The organism is Kitasatospora sp. NPDC053057, from assembly GCF_044546945.1.
Classification (GTDB): Bacteria; Actinomycetota; Actinomycetes; order Streptomycetales; family Streptomycetaceae; genus Kitasatospora.
In genome coordinates this window covers 189,436-207,268 of the sequence record NZ_JBITZP010000001.1, presented here as the reverse complement: position 1 = coordinate 207,268, position 17,833 = coordinate 189,436, and the positions used below count along the sequence as shown (strand labels likewise).

General features: G+C 73.6%; 15 protein-coding genes. 8 read left to right on the top strand and 7 right to left on the bottom strand.

Translation table 11 applies throughout. The features are described 5' to 3' along the window. Positions 1-93: 93 nt before the first annotated feature. Positions 94-969, top strand: coding sequence for an L-tyrosine/L-tryptophan isonitrile synthase family protein (locus tag ACIG5E_RS00925; protein ID WP_396530998.1), 876 nt, complete (start codon positions 94-96; stop codon positions 967-969). A 28-nt stretch (positions 970-997) separates the two neighbouring features. Here ACIG5E_RS00925 and ACIG5E_RS00920 read toward each other — a convergent pair whose 3' ends face one another. The 3 genes from ACIG5E_RS00920 to ACIG5E_RS00910 all read right to left on the bottom strand — a co-directional run bounded on the left by ACIG5E_RS00920 (position 998) and on the right by ACIG5E_RS00910 (position 4,005). Further along, positions 998-1,795, bottom strand: coding sequence for an ABC transporter ATP-binding protein (locus ACIG5E_RS00920; RefSeq protein WP_396530638.1), 798 nt, complete (start codon positions 1,793-1,795; stop codon positions 998-1,000). Further along, the gene (locus tag ACIG5E_RS00915; protein WP_396530997.1) at positions 1,792-2,826 is read right to left on the bottom strand and encodes a FecCD family ABC transporter permease; all 1,035 of its coding nucleotides are present in this window, start codon (positions 2,824-2,826) and stop codon (positions 1,792-1,794) included. The genes ACIG5E_RS00920 and ACIG5E_RS00915 overlap by 4 nt, the downstream gene beginning before the upstream one ends. A 105-nt stretch (positions 2,827-2,931) precedes the next feature. Further along, entirely contained in the window at positions 2,932-4,005 is a 1,074-nt protein-coding gene (locus ACIG5E_RS00910; RefSeq protein ID WP_396530637.1) for an ABC transporter substrate-binding protein, read from the bottom strand. A gap of 154 nt (positions 4,006-4,159) precedes the next feature. Between ACIG5E_RS00910 and ACIG5E_RS00905 the strand changes: the two genes are divergently transcribed. Further along, complete coding sequence (locus ACIG5E_RS00905; RefSeq protein WP_396530636.1) at positions 4,160-5,020, top strand: helical backbone metal receptor; 861 nt, start codon at positions 4,160-4,162, stop codon at positions 5,018-5,020. A gap of 57 nt (positions 5,021-5,077) precedes the next feature. Next, positions 5,078-6,100, top strand: coding sequence for a transglycosylase SLT domain-containing protein (locus ACIG5E_RS00900; RefSeq protein ID WP_396530635.1), 1,023 nt, complete (start codon positions 5,078-5,080; stop codon positions 6,098-6,100). Between the two features lie 94 nt (positions 6,101-6,194). Here ACIG5E_RS00900 and ACIG5E_RS00895 read toward each other — a convergent pair whose 3' ends face one another. The 3 genes from ACIG5E_RS00895 to ACIG5E_RS00885 form a co-directional block, all read right to left on the bottom strand. Further along, complete coding sequence (locus ACIG5E_RS00895; RefSeq protein WP_396530633.1) at positions 6,195-8,294, bottom strand: hypothetical protein; 2,100 nt, start codon at positions 8,292-8,294, stop codon at positions 6,195-6,197. Positions 8,295-8,499: 205 nt separating this feature from the next. Continuing rightward, positions 8,500-10,146 carry a lipase maturation factor family protein gene (locus ACIG5E_RS00890; protein ID WP_396530996.1) on the bottom strand — a complete coding sequence of 549 codons (1,647 nt, stop codon included), beginning with the start codon at positions 10,144-10,146 and terminating at the stop codon, positions 8,500-8,502. Positions 10,147-10,444: 298 nt separating this feature from the next. Next, positions 10,445-11,521, bottom strand: a complete 1,077-nt coding sequence (locus ACIG5E_RS00885; RefSeq protein ID WP_396530632.1) for a GAF domain-containing protein — start codon at positions 11,519-11,521, stop codon at positions 10,445-10,447. A gap of 427 nt (positions 11,522-11,948) precedes the next feature. Between ACIG5E_RS00885 and ACIG5E_RS00880 the strand changes: the two genes are divergently transcribed. The 5 genes from ACIG5E_RS00880 (at position 11,949) to ACIG5E_RS00860 (ending at position 17,296) form a co-directional block, all read left to right on the top strand. Beyond that, complete coding sequence (locus ACIG5E_RS00880) at positions 11,949-13,295, top strand: acyl-CoA dehydrogenase family protein (protein WP_396530631.1); 1,347 nt, start codon at positions 11,949-11,951, stop codon at positions 13,293-13,295. A gap of 413 nt (positions 13,296-13,708) precedes the next feature. Then, complete coding sequence (locus tag ACIG5E_RS00875; RefSeq protein ID WP_396530630.1) at positions 13,709-15,841, top strand: sensor histidine kinase; 2,133 nt, start codon at positions 13,709-13,711, stop codon at positions 15,839-15,841. Continuing rightward, positions 15,841-16,272: a roadblock/LC7 domain-containing protein gene (locus ACIG5E_RS00870; protein ID WP_396237157.1), complete on the top strand. Its 432-nt coding sequence runs from the start codon at positions 15,841-15,843 to the stop codon at positions 16,270-16,272. The genes ACIG5E_RS00875 and ACIG5E_RS00870 overlap by 1 nt, the downstream gene beginning before the upstream one ends. Next, complete coding sequence (locus tag ACIG5E_RS00865) at positions 16,269-16,652, top strand: DUF742 domain-containing protein (protein ID WP_396530628.1); 384 nt, start codon at positions 16,269-16,271, stop codon at positions 16,650-16,652. The genes ACIG5E_RS00870 and ACIG5E_RS00865 overlap by 4 nt, the downstream gene beginning before the upstream one ends. Before the next feature lie 68 nt (positions 16,653-16,720). After that, entirely contained in the window at positions 16,721-17,296 is a 576-nt protein-coding gene (locus ACIG5E_RS00860; protein ID WP_396530627.1) for a GTP-binding protein, read from the top strand. Positions 17,297-17,361: 65 nt separating this feature from the next. On the opposite strand, the gene ACIG5E_RS00855 is transcribed toward ACIG5E_RS00860, so the two are convergent. Next, positions 17,362-17,814: a MarR family winged helix-turn-helix transcriptional regulator gene (locus ACIG5E_RS00855; RefSeq protein WP_396530626.1), complete on the bottom strand. Its 453-nt coding sequence runs from the start codon at positions 17,812-17,814 to the stop codon at positions 17,362-17,364. Positions 17,815-17,833 lie beyond the last annotated feature (19 nt).

Sequence of the window (17,833 nt, the reverse complement as noted above, 5' to 3'; positions counted from 1 at the left end):
GCTCCTGTCACCCCCGTCAACCCCTTCGTCACCAGCATCACCAGCACCCCCGAGCAGCGGTCGACCGAGCGGCTCGCCGCCCGCATCCTCGGGATGCTGCTCCCGCACCGCCGCGCCGCTGACCCGGAGTTCGACGCCCGGCCCGAGCACTTCCCGTTCCAGCTGGCGCAGTTGGCGGACTTCATCGACGCCGGTGAGCCGATCGTCTTCACCCTGCCGGGCTTCCCGTGCAAGTCGCCGAACCCGGCGAAGGTGCTCGGCCACCTGCCCGACGAGGGCGAGCGGCTGTCCCTGACCTTCCTCGACGAGCTCTGCGCCCGGATAGGCCGGATCCACCCGCCCGGCGCACGGATCCTGATCTGCTCGGACGGCCACATCTTCGGCGACCTGATCGACGTCCCCGACGACCACATCGACGACTACTCGGACGAGTTGACCGCGATGATCGACCGCGAGGGCCTGCGCCACCTCGCGGCCTTCGACCTGCGGGCGGTGCTCGGCGACCTGCCGTACGACGACAAGCGCGCCCGGGTGCACGAGCGGTACGCGCCGAGCGTCGAGGAGCTGCGCGAGCAGGTGCTGACCGAGCAGGAGACCCTGCGGCTCTACCGCGGCATCACCCGCTTCCTCACCGAGGACACCACGGGCTTCCCCGGCACCAGGTCCGCCCTGCAGCGGGAGTGCCGCCGCCGCGCCTACGGGGTGATCCAACGCAGCCGGGCCTGGGGCGAGTTGATCGCCGAGCAGCACCCTCGGTCGGTGCGGCTGTCCATCCACCCGCAGCCGGCCGGCGCACCGAAGTTCGGCATCCGACTGCTCGCGGCGGCCGACGCCTGGATGACGCCCTGGCACTCGGCGGTGCTCCACCGGGCGGACGGCAGCTGGGAGTTGCTCCGCAACGAGGAGGCCGCACGGCTCGGCCGGCTGGTGGAGCGGGGCGGCCGGCCGAGCCACTACGAGAGCCGCTGAGGCCGGGCTGCCCCGACCTCACGAAGCACTACTGCCGGAGCAGCCCGGGGGCGCCCGCCGGGGAGCGGTGGTCGAAGGCGATCAACGGGTCGCCGGTGAGCGGGTGTTCGACCACCGCGGCCCGGACCCCGAAGACCTCGGCCAGCAGCTCGGCGGTCAGCACCTCGCGCGGCGTCCCGGAGGCCACCAGGGCACCGCGGTGCAGCACGTGCAGCCGGTCGCAGACCGAGGCCGCGGCGTTGAGGTCGTGAAGCGCGACCAGCGTGGTGCGGCGCTGTTCCCGCAGCAGGGCGAGGAGTTCGACCTGATGCCGGACGTCCAGGTGGTTGGTCGGTTCGTCCAGCACCAGGACGTCCGGCTGCTGGGCGAGCGCCCGGGCGAGCAGCACCCGTTGCCGTTCGCCGCCGGACAGTTGGGCGAACCGGCGGTCGGCGGCGTCGGCCATGCCGACCCGGACCAGCGCCTCGGCGGTGATCCGGTGGTCCTCGGGGTCGTCGGCCGCGAAGGCCCGCTTGTACGGGGTGCGGCCCATCGCCACGACCTCGCGCACGCTCAACTCGAAGTCCCCGCCCCGCTCCTGGGGCAGCGCGCCGATGTGCCGGGCGGACTGCGCGGGCCGCAGCGCCGCCAGGTCCCGTCCGGCCAACAGCACCCGCCCGGCGCTCGGCCGCAGGTGCCGGTAGACGGTGCGCAGCAGGCTGGACTTGCCGCTGCCGTTGGGCCCGACCAGCCCGGCGATCTCCCCCTCCTCGGCGACCAGGTGGACCCCGGCCACCACCGTCCGCCCGGCCAGGGCGACGCTCAGGTCCTCGACGGCGATCCTCAACTGCGCTCCAGTCGTCGGTCCAGCAGGTAGAGCAGGGTGGGGGCGCCGAGTACGGCGGTGACCACACCGATCGGCAGTTCCTGGCCGTCCAGGGCGGTGCGGGCCACGGTGTCGACCACGACCAGGAGCACCGCCCCGGTGAGGGCGGACAGCGGCAGCAGCCGCCGGTGGTCGCCGCCGACCAGCAGCCGGCAGACGTGCGGCACCATCAGCCCGACGAAGCCGATCGCCCCGGAGACGGCGACCAGCACCCCGGTGAGCACGCTGGTGACGACGAAGACCTCGCGGCGCAGCCGGGTGCCGTCCACGCCGAGCCCGGCGGCCGTCTCGTCGCCCATCAGCATCGCGTTGAGCCCGCGGGCGCGGGCCTGGAGCAGGGCCAGTCCGAGAGCCACCGCGACGGCGGGCACCGCGAGTTGGGCCCAGACGGCGCCGCCGAGGCTGCCCATCAGCCAGAACAGCACGCCCCGGGTCTGCTGGTCGTCGCTGGTCTGCAGGACGAGGTAGCTGGTGATGCCGCCGAGGAACTGGGCGATGCCGATGCCGGCCAGCACCAGGCGCAGCGGCGAGAATCCGCCGCCGCGCCGGGCCATCAGCCAGACCAGGGAGAACGCGGCGAGCGCGCCCGCGAAGGCCGCCAGGGAGATGGTGAGGCCGAGCGCACTGCCGAAGGAGAGTTCGAGTCCGGAGGCGGTGCCGAGGACGATGGTGGCGACCGCCCCGAGGGAGGCGCCGGAGGAGATGCCCAGCAGGTACGGGTCGGCGAGCGGGTTGCGGACCAGGGCCTGGACGGTGGTGCCGACCAGGCCGAGTCCGGCGCCCACCACGGCCGCCAACAGTGCGCGCGGGACGCGCAGTTGCCAGACGATCAGGTCGCGGGTGCCGGTTTCGGGTGCGCGGCCGGTGAGGTGGTGGGCGACCACCGACCAGACCTCTCCGGGCGGGAGGTCCACCGAGCCGAGCGAGACGGCGGCGGTCAGCGCGAGCAGCAGGGCGACGGCGAGCACGGCGGCCAGCGGCCCGGCCCGCAGGGTGCGGGCCGGGCGGCGGGCGCCCCGGGCATCTCGGGCATCTCGGTCATCCCGCGCTCCTGGGTCGTCCGGGGCGGCCTCGGCACGGAGGGCCGAAGTCACGGTCTACTGTCCGTTCTTGACGAGGTCGGGGTGGACGGTGGCGGCGATCTGCCGCACGGCGTCGGCGTTGCGCACCCCCGCGATGGTGGTCACCTCGGAGCCGAGCCGCACGAAGTGCCCCTCCTGGACCGCCTTCAGGCCCTGGGTCGCCGGGAAGCTCCGCAGGAAGGCCTCGGCGTCGTCGTAGGCCTTGCGGGTGGCCTCCTCGCTGCCCCGGTTGCGCACGGCCAGCTGGATCCAGTCCGGGTTCTTGGCCACGACGTCCTCCCAGGAGCCGGGCTTGAAGTCGGCGTCGCAGTCGGCGAACACGTTGCGGGCCCCGGCCTGGGTGATGACGGCGTTGGCCACCTGCCGACCGCAGACCGCGACCGGCTGCTTGGTCCCGGCGTCGAAGTCGAAGACGAAGTAGCTCGGCCGCTTGTCTTCCGGGACGCCGGTGAGCGCGGTGCGGACCTCGCCGATCCGCTTCTCCATCCCGGTGACGAGTTCCTCGGCGCGGGCGGCGGTGCCGGTGACGGCGCCGAGGCGGCGGATGTCGTCCTCGATCCCGGCGAGGTCGGTGCGCGGCGCCTTGGCGGCCTTCGGGGTGCCGGCGCAGGCGGTGGAGAGGAGGTAGACGTGCTGGATGCCGGCCGCCGCGAACTCCGCCTCGCTGGGCCCGGCGGCGCCGCCCATCATCGGCATCGCACCGAAGGTGTCGACGTAGAGGTCGGCGCCTGAGCCGAGCAGCTTCTCCTTGGAAATGGCCTTGTCGCCGAGCACCGGCACCTTGGCGCCCTGCTCGGCCAGCGCCGGCGGCAGGGTGCCCTTGCCGGGCGGGAAGCCGGTGCCGATCACCCGGTCGCCCGCGCCGAGTTGGAGCAGCATCTCCAGACTCGCCGCGTTGCTGGTGACGATCCTGGTCGGGGCCTTGGCCACGGTCGTGTCCTTGCCCGCGCAGTCGGCGACCGTGACGGGGTAGCCCCCGGCCGGGCTGGCCTGGGCGGTGACGGAGGCGCTGCCCCCGCCGCCGCTTCCGCAGGCCGTGGCGAACAGGGCGACGGCGGCCGCGATGCCGCAGACGACGCGAGGGCGCATCAGAACTCTCCTGGTCGGTGATCGTGTTGGGGGCCCGCGCTGCGGACCCGGACCAGGTAGTCGGGCCGGGCCCGCGCCGGGTTCCCGGGGATCGGCCGGCGATTTCCGGTCCGTCCCGACCGCCCGTGCGGCGGAGCGCACATAGGGTGGCCGGATGGCCGACCCCACCGACCCGCGCGACGACCTGGGCCTGCCGGTACCGCTCGGCCCGTACCCGCCGCGCCGGGTGGTCTCGCTGGTGCCCTCACTGACCGAGGCCGTCGCCGCCACCGCACCCGGCCTGCTGGTCGGCGCCACCAACTGGTGCAGCCACCCCGCCGACCTGGCCGTGGCCCGGCTCGGCGGCACCAAGAACCCGGACCTGCCGGGCGTCCTCGCGCTCGCCCCGGACCTGGTGATCGCCAACGGCGAGGAGAACCGGCGCCCCGACCTGGACGCGCTGCGGGCCGCCGGGGTGCCGGTCTGGGTCACCGACATCCGCACCCTGGACGACGCCTTCCGCTCCCTGGACCGGCTGCTCACCGTCGCCTGCCGACTGCCGCGCCCGGCCTGGCTGGACCAGGCGGAGGCGGCCTGGCGCGACGTACAGCCGGCGACGGCCCCGAGGGGCGTACGGCCGACTGCGGCCCCGGGGGACGTACGGCCGGAGGCGGACGGCCCGCGGGCGATCGTGCCGATCTGGCGCCGCCCCTGGATGGTGCTCGGCCGCGACACCTTCGCCGGGGACCTGCTGCACCGCCTCGGCCTGCGGCTCGTCCATGCCGGGCACCGCGAGCGCTACCCGGCCGTACCGCTGCCCGAACTGCTGGCGAGTCGACCGGAGTTGGTGGTGCTGCCGGACGAGCCGTACCGGTTCACCGCCGAGGACGGCCCCGAGGCGTTCCCCGGCATCCCGGTCGCGCTGGTCAGCGGACGGCACCTGACCTGGTACGGCCCCTCCCTGGTCGCCGCCCCGACCGTCCTCCGGCGAGCGATCGACCACCCATTCGTACAGGGCGGGGAGAGCACATCGTAGGATGACCGCCACTCGCCGGGATCACGGGATCACCGGGGACAAGTGGGGGGACCACCGATGAAGTTGAGCACCGCCCGGCGAACGACCGTACTGGTCTCCGCCGTCGCCGTCTCGACCGCCGTCCTGGCGGGCTGCGGCACCGAGAGCGCCGACAAGCACCCGAACGCGGCATCGAGCACCACGCTCACGGCTGCCGGGGCCACGCCCAGCGAGACGGCCGGGGCCAGCCCGTCCGCGAGCGCCACCCCGGCGCCCACCGACTCGGCCTCCGCCAGCGCCTCGCACAGCCCGAGCGCCGGGCCGAGCAAGTCGGCGAAGGCCACGCCCAGCGCCCAGAGCGGCAACGCCAAGAGCGGCGGCGGCAACGCGGCCGGCGCACCCGCCACCCAGCCGCCGGTCGAGAAGCCCGCCATCCCCGCGCCTGTCCCCACCGCCAAGCCCGGCGCCGTCGCCCTCCCGCCGCCGCCCGCACCGCCCGTCCCGCACGTGCCCCCGCTGCAGAGCGGCTGCCAGCCCAGCAAGCCCCAGCCCGACGAGCCCAAGGCGACCGTCGGCGCGGCCCTCACGGCGGCCGCCGGCCAGTCCCGGGTGCTCACCCTCAGCTCGGGCGGCACCGACAAGCTCCCGCCGCTGCCGGTCAACCTGGTCAAGGCGATCGCCTGGCAGGAGAGCGGCTGGCAGTCCGGCATCCTCGCCTGCGACGGCGGCATCGGCACCATGCAGGTCATGCAGAACACCGTCAGCTGGATGAACGGCAAGTACGGCACCAGCTCCGACCCCAAGACGCTCAACGGGAACGTCCAGCTCGGCACCCAGCTGCTCGACTGGCTGGTCGCCTACTACGGCGACTCCTCCTTCGGCGGCAAGTACGACCTCTCCCCCGACCCGGCCACCGGCAAGACGCCGCTGCTCGACCTGGTCATATCGGCGTACAACGCGGGCGCCGGCAACGTGCACTACAACACCGTCACCGACCCGACCACGGGCGAGATCGTCGGCAGCCTGGACATCCCCAACCCGAAGTACGTCTCCAACGTGAAGGCGCTGATGGCCAGCCAGCCGTGGAACAAGGCGGGCTGACCTCTCCCTCGTCGCAGCCACTACGGCCGCATGGCACAGCGCCCGGGACGCGAGTGCGTCCCGGGCGCTGTGGCGTACGGCTGTCGGCCGGGCGTCAGCCGCGCGCGGCGGCGATGGCGGCGCCCAGCGCCTCCTTGATCCGCGGGCCGAGACGGGCGAAGCCCAGCTCCTTCATGGCCGCGCGGAGCAGCTCCTCGTCGCTCCGCCCGGTGCCGTCGGCGTCGATCCAGCGGACGACGGCGAGCAGTTCGTCGGCGGAGTAGGCGGTCACGGGGCGGCCGGGGGTGAAGTCCGGCTTCGCGGGACGGCCGGCGGGGGCCTCGGCGACGGGGGCCTCGACGACGGGCTCGGGCTCCGACTCGGCGGCAGGGGCCTCGGCGACAGGAGCCTCGGCGACGACCTCGGGCTCTGCGGCGGGCTCCTCGGCCTCGACGGCTGGCGTCTCCTCGATGGCCTCGGGCTCCGTGGCGGGCTCCTCGGCCTCGACGGCGGGCGCCTCCACAGTGGCCTCGGCCTCTGCGATGGGCTCCTCGACCTCAACGTCGGCCTCAGCCTCCGCAGTCACTGCCTCGGCCGGCTCCGCGACCTCGACGGCGGGCTCCTCGGCGACGGGCTCCTCGACGACGGCCTCGGACTCCTCGACCGCCACGGCCGGAGCCTCCTCGACGGCCTCCGCCCCGGTCACCGGCTCCACCAGCTCAGCGGCAGGGGCCTCCTCAGTGGCCTCGACCTCGATGGCCTCCGGCTCGACCTCGACCGCGACCTCGACCACGGCCTCGACCTCAGTGACAGGCTCGGCCTCGTCGGCAGGCTCCTCCACCGCCTCGTCCGCGGCTGCGGCCTCGGCCAGCGCGGCGGTCGCGGCGGCCACCAGGTCGTCGGCGGCCGGGGAGGGCGCCGGGAGGGACACCACGGCAGCCGGGGCGTCCTCCGTCACCTCGTCCACCGCAACCGACTCGACCTCAACAGCGTCGATGTCCGAGCCCGACGCCGCCTCAACGACGTCGACCTCGACCTCGACCTCAGCCTCGACCTCGGCCTCAGCGACCTCCTCGGCCGGAGCCGTCACCGAAACCGGCGCCTCCTCCGCCAGTCCGTCCCGCTGCCCGCCCGCCAGCGCCTGACGCGCGGCGGCCTCGGCCTCGGAGTCGGTCAGCTCGGCGTCGGACGCCTCGGCATCGGCCGTCTCGGCCACCGGGGACTCGGCGTCAACCTCGGCCTCGGCGTCCTCGACGACCGGCTCCGCCAGCCCGTCCCGCTGCCCGCCAGCCAGCGCCTGGCGCGCCGCGTACGCGGCCTCGGCGGCGCGGCGGTCGGCCTTGGCGGCGGTGAGTTCGGCGAGCAGCTCGGCGAGGCCGGCTTCCTCAAGGGTGGCGCGCAGGCCGCGGATGGTGGGGAGGCGGTAGAGGGTGCCCTCGTCGGCGGCGAGCCGCTCGACCAGGTCGGTCAGTTCCGCGAAGGCGAGCCCGTCCAGGTCGTGGTCGGGCAGCAGGCGGGCGAGGTCGCGCAGGCCGGTGTTGATCGGCTCGAAGGCCTGGACGGTGCGCTCGACGAGGGCGCCGTCGGCGGGCACGCTCGGGAGGGTGCCCGCGGGGGCGAGGGCGGCCCAGGCGCGGCGCTCGATCTCGGCGGAGGTGAGCGCCTCGTGCAGGTCCTCGCGGCGGACCTTGCGGTCGTGGGCGAGGGCGGTGGCCTGCTTGCGCAGCGAGCGGCCGCGCAGCCAGGAGAGCTTGACGCCGTTCTCGCGGCGCCAGGTGCTGTCCGCGGTGGCGGCGGCGAGGGCGACGAGGTCGGCGTCGTACGCGGCGGTGCTGAGGATGGCGGAGGTGCGGTGCACGCGCTGGAGCAGCTCGACCAGCAGCGCTGCCTTGGCGACGGTGTCGGGTTCGTCCAGCTTGGCCTCGGCGGCCAGGGCGATGACGGCTTCCCAGGTCTGCTGGAGGTCGCGGCCGCGCAGTTCGGCGAGGGCTGTGGAGGCGGCGCGGGCGTCCTCGGGGGTGGCGACGGTGTCGACGGCCGCGTACCAGGCGTGGGTGTCGGCGCTGAGCGTGAAGGCCCCAAGTTCGGCGTAGCGGCCGAGGTCTTCGCGGAGGTCGGGCTCCGCGGCGGCGTCCTGGAAGTCCTTGACGTCTGCGGCGTCGGCGACGTCCGCCGGGTCGGCTGCGTCGGCGTTGCGCGAGTGAAGCACTGTCATGTGAGGTCCGGTTCTGGGCGACGACGGCGGGGCTGGCGGCGAGGGGACGGCGGACCGGTTGCGCGGGGTGCCCCAGGGGCGGGGCACGGGGGCGCGCGGTCGGGCTGCCGGTTGTGGAGGCCCAGAATACGGGTGCCCGTTCGAGCCTTGCACGCACCCACCGCCGGACGGGCCGGTGTCGTGTGCCATACCGCCCGCCTGGCCGCTACTCGGGAGGTCCGCCCGGGTGGTCCGGCCTCGGTCCGTACGGGTGACCGGACGGACGATCGGACTGGTCGCCGGGCTGCTCGCCGGGCTGCTCGCCGTGCCGGTCACCGGAGCGGCGGCCGGGGGGCTCCGCCCGGGGCGGGCGCGGGCGCCGCAGCCGGTCCAGCGGGACGTCGCGGACGCCGCGGGCCCGGCGGCCGAGCGGCGGACGGAATCCGGCCCGGCCGAGGGTGGGCAGGTCGACCGGCGCGAGGTACTCGTGGAGCGCGGTGCGGTGCCACCACGCGCCGGTTTCCCGTAGTTCGCGCCATCCGGTGAACCGGTAGAGATAGAGGGTCGCCCGGACGTGGGTCGGTGGGGCGTCGGGGAAGGGGTTGTGGCGCAGCAGCCGCAGGGTCGCCCGGTCGCCGGTCAGCAGGCGGGCGACGAAGGGCAGGAACCAGGGGCGGGCGTAGGCCGGGGAGATGCCGGCGAACCACATCAGCCAGTCCAGCCGCAGGTGGTAGGGGGCGTACTGGCGCGGGAGGCGGCGCACGTCGCCGGGTTTGCCCTTGAAGCCGTATTCGTGCCAGACGGTGTGCGGGGTGAGGACGGCCTCGTCGGTGCCCTCGACCACGACCTCCTGACGGAGGCGGTTGACGCTGCCGAAGGCGCCGTAGGTGTTGACGAGGTGCAGCCGGTTGAAGGAGCGGTTCATCACCTGGCCCCGCGAGAGCATGTTCCGCACCGGCCAGTAGCTGAGCACCAGGACGGCCGCGGTCACGGCGGTCACCAGCGCCTGGTACCAGACGGGGGCGCCGGGGAAGTCGTGGGCGTGGCCGGGCAGTCCGAGGCGGGCCGGTTCGACGGCGGCGAGGGCGAGGACGACGGTCAGCCAGTTGAGCCAGGCGAAGTTGCCGGAGGCGATCAGCCACAGCTGGGTGGCGACCACGGCGCAGGCCGCGTAGCTCGCGACCGGCTGCGGGAGCAGCAGGCCGATCGGGACGACGAGTTGGACGAGGTGGTTGGCCGCCACCTCGACCCGGTGCAGCGGGTCGGGCAGGTGGTGGAAGAACCAGCTGAGCGGTCCGGGCATGGGCTGGGTCTCGTGGTGGTACCGCAGGCAGGTCAGGTCGCGCCAGCAGCTGTCGCCGCGCAGTTTGATCAGTCCGGCGCCGAACTCGACCCGGAAGACCAGCCAGCGCATCAGCCAGAGCACGGGGGTGGGCGGCGCGGTGTCGGCGTTGCCCAGGAAGACGGCCAGGGAGCCCGCTTCGAGCAGCAGCGACTCCCAGCCGAAGGAGTACCAGGTCTGCCCGACGTTGACGATGGAGAGGTAGAGGAGCCAGAGCGCCGCCCAGAGCAGGATCGAGGCCCAGAGCGGGACGGCGTCGCCGAGCCCGGCCGCGACGGCGGCGGACAGCGCGGCGCCGCTCCAGGCGACGGCGGCGAAGAAGCGGTCGCTGTAGTGGAGGTGGAAGATCCCGGGCGCCTGGCGGAAGGGGACCCGGGCGGTGAAGCGGGGCACCGGCAGCATGCCGTCGGCGCCGATGAGGGCGCGGAACTGCGCGGCGGCGGCGATGAATCCGATCAGATAGAGGCCGGCGAGCAGGCGCTGGACGAGCAGCCGGCTCAGCCAGTAGTCGGGGGCGGCGAACCAGTCCATCCAGTCCATGCGGCCCATGCCTACCATCGGCGGCCCCCGCCGGGCCCCGGCCGGGGCAGCGGCGGCGGACGGTTCACCCGCTCGGCCCGGGGCGGCGGGTGCGACTGTGGCTGCGGCGGCGGGCACGACAGTGGCTGCGGCGGCGGGTGAACTGCCGTGGGCCGCAGGCCCCGAACGGCAGCGTGGCGGGGAGCCTCTCCTCGGGGGTGAGAGGCGCCCCGCCACGGTGGTGGACGGTACGGATGGTGCGGAGGGCGGCCGCGGGCCGCGCTGCCGCGCACGGGCGACGGTCGGCCGCTCAGCTCGGCAGGACGAGTCCGGACCCGCCGGCGATGCCCGGCCGGCCGGTCGTGGTGGCGGCGCCGTTCTGCTGGAGCCGGTCGACCAGCAGCGCGGCCAGCGTGCCGAGTTCCTCCTCGGTGCGGGACTGGGCGGTGACGTCCATGCCGACGGTGAGGACGCCGTTGACCTGGCCGGTGCGCGCCACCCGCAGCGGGGTGCAGGTGAAGCTGAAGATCTGCTGGATGCGCTGCGCCTCGGGACGGCCGGACTGGACCCGGACGTCGTTGAGGACCGTGGCGCGACCGGTGTGGTACGCCTCCGAGACGGCCTGCTGGAGGCCGGCCGCGCCGAGCTGCGGGTAGGCCGTGCCGATCGATCCGTACGCCACCGGGGCGCCGAAGGTGTCGGCGTGCTGGGCGTTGGCGTAGCGGATCTCCTGGCCGGGGCCGTCGGTCAGCATGATGGGGAACGGGGAGCCGTCGAAGGCCGCGAACATCTCCTGCTGCTGGGCGAGCAGGTTGTCGCGCAGCCGGATCTCGGAGAGCAGCGCCTCGGCGAGGTGCTGGATGTCGCGCAGACGCTCGCGCCCCCACTGCCGGGGTTCCCGGTCGAGGACGCAGACGGTGCCGATGACGGTGTTGGTGTCGTCGACGAGCGGGGCTCCGAGGTAGGCCCGGACGCCCAGTTCGTCCACGACGGGGTTCCCGGCGAACCGGGGGTAGGCGAGGATGTCGTCCAGCGCGAGGGGCGAGCGCTGGGCGACCACGTGCGGGCAGAAGCCGTGGCTCATCGGCATCTGCCGGGTGGGAAGGTCGAAGGCGATGCCCCGATCCGCCCAGGAAGCGCCTTCTTCGGCCGCGACGTCGGAGGAGTTTGGCGGAATGTAGAGCCCCCGGAACATCTGGCGCTCGTCGTTGATGAAGTTGACCATCGCGATGGGAGCGCGGGTGATGCTGGCTGCCAGGTGGGCGAAGCGGTCGAAGGCCTCGTCCGCGGAGGGTTCGTTGAGACCCAGGCTGCGCAACCTGCGGGTCCGCTCGGACTCCCCGGCAGCACCCGGGAACTGGCCTTGAGTGCTCATCACATCAGTCATGGCGCACATGTAATCAGACATCCGGGCGCCGCGGTGCTACCGGGACCGATCGCCACCGTTGCTGATGAACAGTCAAAGCAGCATGTGAGCGACCCCGCGGCGGGCCGCCGGAGCGGGGCAAGGTCAATCCCCACCCGATGGGGCGGTAAAACCCACCGGTGGCGAGACGAGTCGAATCCCGCCATTCCAAGATCAACTATGTGTGGAGCCCATGTGCACATATGACAATGAGCCCTGCCGAAGACACGGACGGTAGTTTCCCGCCCCATGGGAAATCTGGTCCAAGGTCCGCATGCACCGATGGCTTCGACGCGATCGGCACCGCCACACCTCCACACCCCCACCCTCATCTCGCAGGGGGAGCGGCCGGAGCGGCATCTACGGCGTGAACGGAGGCACGACACCCACCGGAACGAGAGGACCAAGCATGGCGATGGACTACTTCACCGACGAGCGACACGAGAGCCTCCGGGCGGAGGTCCGTGAGTTCGCGGAGAAGGAGGTACGTCCTCAGGTGGCCAGAATGGAGGCCGACCGGGAGATCGAGTTCGAGCTCTCGCGGGAGATCGCCCGCCGCGGCTGGATCGGCGTCACGATCCCGCGCGAATTCGGCGGCCTGGGCCTGGGTCACCTCGCCAAGACCGTCATCGTGGAGGAGCTGGCGAGGGTCAGCGGCGCGATGGGCGCGATGGCGCAGGCCTCGCAGCTCGGCGTCGCCAAGGTCATCCACTTCGGCTCGGACGCCCAAAGGCGCGCGTGGCTGCCGAAGTTCGCGTCCGGCGAGTCCCTGCCGACGATCGCGGTCACCGAGCCGGAGTCCGGCGGCCATGTGCTCGGCATGGCCGGCACCGCCCGCCGCGAGGGCGACGAGTACGTGCTCAACGGCCGCAAGGTGTTCGTCGGCAACTCGCACATCGGCGATGTCCACGGGGTGGTCTTCCGCACCGACAAGGGCAGCAAGGGCCTGTCCGCCTTCCTGGTCGAGAGCGACCGGCCCGGCTTCCGCGCCGGCGCGATCGGCACCCAGGGCGGCCTCCACGGCTTCAGCTTCGGCGAGCTCGTCTTCGAGGACTGCCGGATCCCGGTCGGCAACCGGCTCGCCGAGGAGGGCCAGGGCCTCGACGTCGCGTACTCCTCCTCCACCCTGTACGGCCGGCTCAACCTCGGCGCCGTCGCGCTCGGCATCCACGTCGCAGTGGTCGAGGACACCGTGCGCTACGCCGAGGAGCGGGTGCTCTACGGCAAGCCGATCGGCCAGCTGAACAGCATCGCGCTGAAGCTCGGCGAGATGCAGTCCCGGCTGATGACGGCCAAGTTGGCCGCCTACCACGCCTCGCACCTGCTCGACCACGGCCAGGCGTGCGACGCCGAGCTGATGAACGCCAAGCTCATCAACACCGAGTACGCGATGGACTCGGCGCGCCAGGCGATGGAGATCTTCGCCGCGCGGGGCACCCAGGAGGAGCACAACATCATCCGCTACCTGCGGGACGCCACCCACATCTACGCCCCGGCCGGCACCTCGGACGTGCAGAAGCTGCGGCTCGGACAGGTGGCGGCGGGCACGTACGGCAAGCAGTGGTCGGCCGAGCTGTCCGAGCTGACGAGCTGGGCGTGGACCGAGCTCAACGAGCTGGAGTCCGAGGCCTCCGCGGCGTCCGCGGCCTCTGTGGCCCCTGCGGGCTTTGTGGGCTCCGTGGGCTCCGTGGGCTCTGCCGTGGACGGGCGGTACGAGCAGTTCGGCCGGGTGGTGCCGTTCTCCGCGGCGAGCTGATCCGCCGGAGGAACCGCGCCCGGATCGGTGGCAAACCTTCGGCATGGCGAACGGTTTGACCTGTTCCTGACGGTTCCCGGGGAGGCCCATCCGGCCTCCCGGGGAGCCGTTTCCGCTTCATGACGGCCGCACTGAGCTGCGGCGTTCCGTCGGCGAACACTCCGATCGGAACTGGTCGGTACTGCCATCAGCCGTTCACATATCGTCAGTTGATGTTGCTATGAGGCCACCTGGGACTGATAGGTTTCCTGCCGTCGGCGGCCGTACTGCAACCCGTCCGGGCGGTGACACCGCGTCACTCCGTCCGGCGACCCCGGCCTCGGCGCCCTGAAGCCCGGTCCGGGCCGCTCGGGCCGATCCGCCGTTCGGACCCGAGACCCGGCCTGCAACTCGGCCCTGCAACAAGGAATCAGATGCCAGGCATATCGGCCCCCCGCACGGGCCACCGCGCCGGCCGGTCCGGCTCCCTCCGCAGCTCGCTGCTCGCCCTCGTGCTGGTCCCCAGCCTGGGCCTGGCCGCCGCCTGGGGCTACGCCGCCTACCTGCTGCGCGACGGCGGGAACCGCACCGCGCTGGTGGCCGGCACCGCCGTCGTCGCCGTGGTGCTGCTGTTCAGCCTGATCCGGGGCATCCGGGCCGCCCGGGCCCTGTCCTCCCGGCTGGCCGGACTGCGCACCGACACCCTCGCCCTCGCCCAGCAGGAGATCCCCGAGGTCGTCGGGCGGCTGCGCGCCGGGGAACCAGTGCCCACCCCGCCCACCTGGACGCCCTCCCGGCGGGTCGGCGACGAGGTCCAGCAGACCTCCGACGGCCTGGCCGCCGTCCGACAGGCCGCCGTCGCCGCCATCGTCCACCAGGCCCAGGGCCGCGAGGGGACGAAGAAGGTCTTCCTCAACATCGCCCGCCGCACCCAGATCCTGATCCACCGGCAGATCAGCATGCTCGACGCGCTGGAGCGCGAGCACGAGGAACCCGAGCTGCTGCGCGAACTGTTCGCGGTCGACCACCTCGCCACTCGGATGCGGCGCAACGCCGAGAACCTGGTCATCCTCGGCGGCGCACTGCCCGCCCGGCGCTGGCGCAACGCCGTGCCCATGGTCAACGTCCTGCGCAGCGCCGTCTCCGAGACCGAGAACTACGCCCGGGTCGTCGTCCAGGGCGTGCCGCGCGCCTCGCTCAGCGGGCAGGCCGTCGCCGACGTGATCCACCTGGTCGCCGAGCTGATCGAGAACGGCACCACCTTCTCCCCGCCGTACACCCAGGTGCAGGTCTCCGCACAGGAGGTCCCCAAGGGCCTGGCCGTCGAGGTGGAGGACCGCGGCCTCGGCATGACCGAGGAGGAGTACGAGCGGCTCAACGAGTACCTGGCCAACCCGCCCGAGCTGGACGTCTCCGCGCTCGGCGACGATCTGCGGCTCGGCCTGTTCGTGGTCGCGCGGCTGGCCGCCCGGCACGACATCCAGGTCACCCTGCGGCCCTCGCCGTACGGCGGCACCCGGGCCGTGGTGCTGGTGCCCTCGGTGCTGCTGGAGCAGGCCGAGCAGCCGGCCGCGGTGCCCGGGCTGCCGTCCGGCGCGCGGGTCACCCGGACGCCGGTGCCCGAACCGCGGCCGTCGGACGGCGACTTCGGCGAGGTCGACGAGGAGCTGTCGGGCGCGCTGGCGGGAGTGCTCGGCGGACTGCTCGGCGGTGGAGCGGCCGGGCCGGCGGCTCCGACCGCCGCTGATGCGGCCACCGCTGGCGACGCCGGGGGGGCCGGTTCCGCCGTCTCGGGTTCCGCCGTCTCGGGTTCCGTCGCCTCCCCTGAGGAGGACGGCGCGGTGATCATCGGTGAGCTGCTCGGGCGGCAGGACGGTGAGGTCGGCGGGGCCGCCCCCGACGCCGGACTGCCGGTCGGCGCCGAGATCCCCGGACTGCCCGGTGCCGTGGTGGTCCCCCGGCCCGCGCTGCCGCGTCCGTACGACCTGCCGACCGATCCGTCGACGGAACTCGTCGCGGGGCTCGCGCCGGGACTCGTACCGGGGCTCGTGCCGGGGCCCGCCGGTGAGGTCGGCGCCGAGGACGGCGTGACGGGCCCGCTCGCGGACTCGGCGGCCGGGTTCGACGGGGTTCCCGCCGACCGGTCGACGCCCACCCACGAACGCCCGGAGGAGGACCACGTGGAGCACGGCCCGGACGGCGAACTGCGCACCCCGCGGGTCCTGCCGCAGCGGGTCCGCAACGCCAGCCTCGCCGAGCAGCTCCGCGAGGCCAACGCGCCCGGCCGCCTGATCCCGCCGTCGGCCGCACCGCCGTCGCCGTCCGCCGCCTCGGCGCCGTACGGGGCCCACGCCGCCCCGACCGGTCCACGGTTCGGCGAGGTCGACGAGCCCTCGCCGACGCGGTCCCGCGCCACCATGGCCGCCATCCAGCGCGGCACCCGGAGCGCCCGCGCGGCCGGTTCCGAACCGGACGCGCCCGCCATTGCCCCCAACCCGGCCGCAGCTACCGCCCCCGAGGAAGCCGCGGAAGCCTCCGCCGTTCAGGAAGCCAAGGAACAGCAGTGATGACGCAGCACACCGACACCCAGCGCGACCTCAACTGGCTGCTGGACCAGCTGGTGGCGCGGGTACCCGAGACCCGCCACGCCATCGTCCTCTCCGAGGACGGCCTGCTGGTCGGCATGTCCCAGGGCCTCGACCGGGCCGACGCCGAGCACCTGTCCGCCGTGGCCTCCGGCCTGCAGAGCCTGGCCCGCGGCGCCGGGCACCGCTTCAACGGCGGGCGGGTCCGGCAGACCGTCGTCGAGATGGACCAGCTGTTCCTGTTCGTCACCACCGCCGGACAGGGCGCCCGGCTCGCCGTGCTCACCAGCGAGCAGGTGGACGCCGGGCTGATGGCCTACGAGATCAACATGCTGGTCAAGCAGGTCGGCCAGTACCTCACCGCGGCGCCGCGCAGCGACGCGGGCCAGGTCGGCGTGGGTGGCGGTGCGTGACCACCGCCAACGCCGACGAGGGCTGGTTCTACGACAAGGACGCCGGCCACCTGGTCCGTCCCTACGCGATCACCAACGGGCGCACCGGCCCGGTCCGTGACGGCTTCGCACTGATCACCCTGGTGGTCACCGCCGACCCGCGCACCGACACCAGCCGGTTAACCCCCGAACCGGCCGCGATCCTCGACATGTGCCGCGAACGCCCGCTGGCCGTCGCCGAGATCGCGGCCACCATGGACCTGCCGGTGAGCGTGGTCAAGGTGCTGCTGGACGATCTGGCGGAGGCCCGGCTGATCCTCACCCGGGCCCCGGTCCAGCTCGCCGAGGCGCCGGACATCTCGCTGATCCAGGCCGTGATCGAGGGCGTCCGCCGGCTCTGACGGTCGGCCCGGACCCACCGCCCCCTCCCCTCCTCGAATACTCCCAGTTCCCTTCCAGGAGACCCGAATTGACGACCCAGAGCCTGGTGCCGGGCGCGGTCAAGATCCTCGTCGCCGGCGGCTTCGGCGTCGGGAAGACCACCATGGTCGGCTCGGTCAGCGAGATCGAACCGCTGCAGACCGAGGAGCGGATGACGCGCGCCAGCATCGGGGTCGACAGCCTCGAAGGCGTCCAGGACAAGTCCACCACCACGGTGGCGATGGACTTCGGCCGGATCACCGTCCGCGAGGACCTGGTGCTCTACCTCTTCGGCACGCCCGGGCAGTTCCGGTTCTGGTTCATGTGGGACGACCTCGCCCTCGGCGCCCTCGGCGCGATCGTCCTCGCGGACACCCGGCGGCTCGAATCCAGCTTCGCCGCCGTGGACTTCTTCGAGCAGCGCGGCATCCCGTTCGCCATCGGGGTCAACTGCTTCCACGGCCGGCGCGAGGCCGCCCCGGAGGACGTCCGCCGCGCCCTCGACCTCGGGCCGGAGGTGCCGGTGGTGCTGTGCGACGTCCGGGAGCGGGCGTCCAGCAAGGAACTGCTGCTCGCCCTGCTCGACCGGGTGCACCGGGACGCACTGGCCGCCGGGCGGCGGTGAGGGCCGCCTCCCGGCGTCGGTGATCCGGTGCCGGGTGGTCCGGCGACGGTGATCCAGTGCCGGGGCTACGCCTTCGCGGGGGTGAGTTCGGCGAGCGCGTCCACCAGCGGGGCCAGCTCCGGGAGTTCGGCGGCCTGCGTCAGCGTCGTCTCCAGGGTGGCGTCGTGCACCGGTCGGGCGGCCTCCAGCAGGGCGCGGCCCTCCGGCGTCAGCTCGGTGTAGATACCGCGCCGGTCGTCCGCGCAGAGGTAGCGGCCCAGCAGGCCGCGGTCCTCCAGGCGGCTGACCAGCCGGGTGGTCGCACTGCTGCTCAGCGCCGCCGCGCGGGCCAGCTGCTGCATCCGCATGTGCCAGCCGTCCTGCCGGGAGAGTGCCTCCAGCACCGTGTACTCGACCACCGAGAGCTTGTGCTCCGCCTGGAGCGCCTTCTCCAGCGCGGCGTCGATCAGCCCGTGCAGTGCGGCGAGCGTCCGCCAGCCACTGGCCCGGATCTCGGCCGCGTCGTCGCGGATGGACATGGCTCGCCTTCCCTTCGCG

Coding starts and splice junctions, on each gene's coding strand:
- ACIG5E_RS00925 (WP_396530998.1), top strand. CDS start 94: ATGCTGCTCCCGCACCGCCGCGCCGCTGACCCGGAGTTCGACGCCCGG.
- ACIG5E_RS00910 (WP_396530637.1), bottom strand. CDS start 4,005: ATGCGCCCTCGCGTCGTCTGCGGCATCGCGGCCGCCGTCGCCCTGTTC.
- ACIG5E_RS00905 (WP_396530636.1), top strand. CDS start 4,160: ATGGCCGACCCCACCGACCCGCGCGACGACCTGGGCCTGCCGGTACCG.
- ACIG5E_RS00900 (WP_396530635.1), top strand. CDS start 5,078: ATGAAGTTGAGCACCGCCCGGCGAACGACCGTACTGGTCTCCGCCGTC.
- ACIG5E_RS00895 (WP_396530633.1), bottom strand. CDS start 8,294: ATGACAGTGCTTCACTCGCGCAACGCCGACGCAGCCGACCCGGCGGAC.
- ACIG5E_RS00890 (WP_396530996.1), bottom strand. CDS start 10,146: ATGGACTGGTTCGCCGCCCCCGACTACTGGCTGAGCCGGCTGCTCGTC.
- ACIG5E_RS00885 (WP_396530632.1), bottom strand. CDS start 11,521: ATGACTGATGTGATGAGCACTCAAGGCCAGTTCCCGGGTGCTGCCGGG.
- ACIG5E_RS00880 (WP_396530631.1), top strand. CDS start 11,949: ATGGCGATGGACTACTTCACCGACGAGCGACACGAGAGCCTCCGGGCG.
- ACIG5E_RS00875 (WP_396530630.1), top strand. CDS start 13,709: ATGCCAGGCATATCGGCCCCCCGCACGGGCCACCGCGCCGGCCGGTCC.
- ACIG5E_RS00870 (WP_396237157.1), top strand. CDS start 15,841: ATGACGCAGCACACCGACACCCAGCGCGACCTCAACTGGCTGCTGGAC.
- ACIG5E_RS00855 (WP_396530626.1), bottom strand. CDS start 17,814: ATGTCCATCCGCGACGACGCGGCCGAGATCCGGGCCAGTGGCTGGCGG.